The following is a 4,213-nucleotide window of genomic DNA, read 5'->3' as shown; positions in this document are numbered from 1 at the left end:
GGCAACCAGGACATGCGCCGCTGGGCGCGGCGGCTCCTGGGGCATCGGCGGCGCGAGCGCCGGCAGGAGCGGGGGGCCGAGCCGCAGCGCATGTGGGAAGCTGAGTACGGCCGGAGCCGGACGATAGGAGCGCCGAGATGGATGGCGCTCGAGCATGCCGACGCCGAGCAGAGTCTGCGTCAGCCGGCTCACGGTGGCCTTGGCGAGACCAGTCCGTTCAGCGATCTCGGCGTTGCCGAGCTCGCTCACGCCGGGCCGAAAAGCTCTCAGAATGGCGACGCCGCGCTCAAGAGAGCGGTTCTGGTCGTTAAAGCTCTGGCGCACCACTAGCCCCTCTAATTCCATTTAGTGGAATTTTATAGGCGCGCGCTCCCCTGCCTGTCCATATCCTGGCTGGAAAGGTGGGACCTGGCAGCAGGCGAAAGCCGACGGTCACGCCGAACGAACAAAACCTTGGGAGGTCGCCTGCATGAGGGTCCGGGCTGAGAAGGATTTCTGGGCGGGATTTTTGTATCTTGCGATCGCTGCAGCCTTTCTCTGGCTGGGGCGCGACTACCGACTAGGCACGGCATCGCGCATGGGGCCGGGCTACTTCCCGCTCGTACTGGGTTGGATCCTGTTCGCCTTCGGCGCCCTTTCGCTACTGCGCTCCTTCCGGACCGATGGCGAACAGGTCGGCGGGATCGGCCTCAGGCCACTTGTCGCGATCACTGTGGCGGTCATTGCCTTCGCTGCGCTCGTCCCTACTGCAGGGCTGATATTCGCCTTGCCGGCACTGGTCGTCATCTCGGCAACAGCTTCGCGCCAGACGATTTACAACCTGCGCTCGGCGCTGGCGCTGATAGCGCTGACGGCCTTCTGCATCCTGGTCTTCGTGAAGGGCCTCGGCGTTCCCATGCCGATCCTGGGCTCGTGGTTCGACGGCCTCGTTCCACCCTCCTGGCAACGCTGACGTCGGGCAAGCATCATGGAACTCTTCGCCAATCTCGGGCTCGGCCTCGAAACCGCCATCACCCCGATCAATCTGCTTTACGCCCTGATCGGCGTGTTCCTCGGCACCGCCATCGGCGTGCTGCCCGGGCTCGGCCCCGCAGCCACCATCGCGATGCTGCTGCCAGCGACCTTCGTTATGCCGCCGGTCACAGCGCTGATCATGCTCGCCGGCATTTTCTATGGCGCGCAATATGGCGGCTCGACAACTGCCATCCTCGTCAACTTGCCCGGCGAGACCTCTTCCGTCGTGACCGCGCTCGACGGCTATCAGATGGCCCGCCAAGGCAAGGCAGGTCGCGCGCTGGCGACCGCGGCCTTGTCCTCCTTCTTCGCCGGTACCGTCTGCACGTTGCTGATCGCCCTGTTCGCGCCGCCTCTGGCCGAGATCGCGCTGCAATTCGGCCCGGCCGAGTATTTCTCGCTGATGGTGCTCGGCCTGATCGCGTCGATCGTGCTCGCACACGGCTCGATCCTGCATGCGCTTGGCATGATCGTGCTCGGACTGCTGCTCGGGCTCATCGGCACCGACGTGAATTCGAGCACACAGCGCTACACCTTCGGCCTGCCCGAACTTTCGGACGGCATCGGCTTCGTTATTGTTGCGATGGGCATGTTCGGCATCGGCGAGATCATCGCCAACCTCGAGAACGAGGCGACGCGGGACGTCACGATCAAGAAGGTCACAGGACTCTTCCCGACGCGCGAGGATTTCCGCCGCATGGTCGCGCCGACGCTGCGGGCACGGCGCTCGGCTCTATTCTTGGCATCCTGCCCGGTGGCGGCGCCGCCCTTGCCTCGTTCGGCGCCTATGCTCTGGAAAAGAAGGTTTCGCGCAACCGCCACGAGTTCGGCAAAGGCGCCATCGAGGGCGTGGCCGCGCCGGAAGCCGCCAACAATGCGGGCGCCCAGATGTCCTTCATCCCGATGCTGACGCTCGGCATCCCCTCGAACCCCGTCATGGCGCTGATGATCGGCGCGATGATCATCCAGGGCATCCAACCGGGACCGTCGGTGATGACCGAGCAGCCGGCGCTGTTCTGGGGCGTGATCGCCTCGATGTGGCTCGGCAACCTGATGCTGCTGGTGCTCAACCTGCCGCTGATCGGCATCTGGGTGCGGATGATCACCATCCCCTATCGCTACCTTTATCCGATGATCGTCGTTTTCTGCGCGATCGGTGTCTTCAGCCTCAACAATGCGAACTTCGACGTCTATCTGATGGCCCTCTTTGGGATCGTCGGCTACGTCTTCAAAAAGCTCGACTGCGAACCTGCCCCGCTGCTTCTCGGCTTCATTCTCGGGCCGATGATGGAGGAGTTCCTGCGCCGGGCCCTCCTGCTCTCAAAGGGCGACCCCGCGGTAATGCTGACGCGACCGATCAGCGCCGCGATGCTGGCGCTAGCGGCGGTCCTTCTGACGCTCGTGCTGCTGCCGTCATTCTCCAAAACCCGCGAACAAGCCTTCCAGGACGACTGACGACCCGCCGCGAGAGCGGTGGCAAATGGCGGCTTCTTCTGGAGCCGCGCCGAGAACCAAGAAAGCCATGGAGGAAGCTATGAGTGCGCTCTCACGAAGAACCGTTTTACACTTGGCCGCAGCTGCCTTCGTGCCAGCAGCGGTGCTTCGGCCGGGTACGGTGTTCGCCCAGGCCTATCCGTCACGCCCGGTCAAGCTGATCTCGCCCTATGCCGCCGGCGGCGCGACTGACATCATCGCCCGCTTCGTCGGCCAATGGATCGGCGAGCGGCTGAACGGCTCGTTTTTCGTCGAGAACCGCGCCGGAAGCGGCTCGAACATCGGCACGGAGGCAGCTCTACGTTCGGATCCCGATGGTTACACGCTTCTGCTGGCAAGCACCGCCAACGCCGTCAACGCGACACTTTACCCCAAGCTGAAGTTCGACTTTCTACGCGATTCAGAACCCGTTGGCATGATCGGAACACTGCCGAACGTCCTCGTCATCCATCCATCGGTGCCGGTTAAGACGCTGCCCGAGTTCATCGCCTATGCGAAAGCCAATGCAAGCAAGCTCAGCGTCGGGCTGCCAGGCATCGGCAGTCCGCAGCATCTGTCGGCGGCCTTGTTCCAGACGATGACAGGAATCGACTTGCCATTCCTGCAGTACAAGGGAGGCGGACCAGTCATCAACGATCTCATCGGCGGCCATGTGCAGGCCTCCTTCGCCTCCTCGGCCTCCTCGGCTGAGTACATCCGCGCCGGCACGCTGCGCGGCATCGCGGTCACGAGCGCCAAGCGGCTTGAAATACTGCCGGACCTGCCCGCCATCAGCGAACTGCTGCCTGGCTACGAAGCAACGAACTTCTATGGGCTTTCCGCTCCGAAAGGCACGCCGCAGCCGGTGATCGAGGCGCTGAGCAAGGAGTTGAACGCCGGCCTCGCCAACCGCGAGCTCGTCGCCAAGCTCGCTCCGACCGGCCTCACCCCGCACGCGATGTCCCCGGCGGAATTCGGCGCGCTCATCGCCTCCGAAACCGAGAAATGGCGCAAGGTGATCAAGTCGGCCGGCATTACCATGGACTGAACCGGATCGCAGGACCCGCGGAGAGGAGGAAAGCCGGCGTCCCGACGGGATGCCGGCTTTCGCAGTTTCAGACCCGCTTCAGGCCGAGGGCGATGCCCTGCCCGACGCCGATGCACATGGTGGCGCAGGCGCGGTTCCCGCCGCGCTCGCGCAGTTCCAGCGCCGCAGTGAGTGCAAGGCGCGCGCCGGACATGCCGAGCGGATGCCCCAGTGCGATTGCGCCGCCGTTGGGATTGATGTGGTCGGCAGCATCCGGCAGGCCGAGCAGACGCAGCGATGCGAGCCCCTGGGCCGCGAAGGCTTCGTTGAGCTCGATCAGGTCGAAATCTGACGGGCGGATGCCCAGGCGCTCGCAGAGCTTCTTCGTCGCAGGAGCCGGGCCGATCCCCATGATCCGTGGCGGGACGCCGGCCGTCGCCAAGCCCTCGACCTCGGCGAGCGGCGTCAGGCCGTAACGCTCCAGTGCCGCTTCCGACGCGAGCAGACCCGCCCCCGCGCCGTCATTGACGCCCGAGGCCTTGCCAGCCGTGCCGGCACCCACCTTGCGGAACAGACAAGGAATCAGCGCGAGCTGTTCCGCGGACTGCTCGACAGGACGCCCATCACATGTCACGCGGTACGTCAAGCACGATCGCAGGGGCAGGGGACCCGGCCCGATCTCTCGCTGGACGCGCTCGC

General features: G+C 64.8%; 4 protein-coding genes and 1 pseudogene. 3 read left to right on the top strand and 2 right to left on the bottom strand.

Going from position 1 to position 4,213, the window contains the following annotated elements:
• A partial coding sequence (locus B6S44_RS11785; protein WP_248309564.1) for a helix-turn-helix domain-containing protein occupies window positions 1–324 on the bottom strand: 324 nt, incomplete at its 3' end.
• 145 nt (window positions 325–469) lie between these two features.
• Between B6S44_RS11785 and B6S44_RS11780 the strand changes: the two genes are divergently transcribed.
• From B6S44_RS11780 to B6S44_RS11770, 3 genes and pseudogenes are all read left to right on the top strand, one after another.
• Complete coding sequence (locus B6S44_RS11780) at window positions 470–952, top strand: tripartite tricarboxylate transporter TctB family protein (protein WP_129157092.1); 483 nt, start codon at window positions 470–472, stop codon at window positions 950–952.
• A 15-nt stretch (window positions 953–967) separates the two neighbouring features.
• A pseudogene (locus tag B6S44_RS11775) lies at window positions 968–2,469 on the top strand (tripartite tricarboxylate transporter permease).
• Between the two features lie 112 nt (window positions 2,470–2,581).
• Window positions 2,582–3,535 carry a Bug family tripartite tricarboxylate transporter substrate binding protein gene (locus tag B6S44_RS11770; protein ID WP_248309563.1) on the top strand — a complete coding sequence of 318 codons (954 nt, stop codon included), beginning with the start codon at window positions 2,582–2,584 and terminating at the stop codon, window positions 3,533–3,535.
• Between the two features lie 67 nt (window positions 3,536–3,602).
• Here B6S44_RS11770 and B6S44_RS11765 read toward each other — a convergent pair.
• Window positions 3,603–4,213, bottom strand: a 611-nt coding sequence (locus B6S44_RS11765) for a thiolase family protein (RefSeq protein WP_465246105.1), incomplete at its 5' end; no start/stop codon positions are given.

Source organism: Allobosea sp. Tri-44, from assembly GCF_004123845.1.
In the GTDB taxonomy this organism is placed as follows: Bacteria; Pseudomonadota; Alphaproteobacteria; order Rhizobiales; family Beijerinckiaceae; genus Allobosea.
The sequence above is the reverse complement of the archived record's forward strand: the minus strand, read 5'-3'. Positions and strand labels throughout refer to the sequence as shown.

What these genes read in the sequence shown, in the direction of transcription:
- B6S44_RS11780 (WP_129157092.1), top strand. Translation starts at nt 470, where the DNA reads ATGAGGGTCCGGGCTGAGAAGGATTTCTGGGCGGGATTTTTGTATCTT.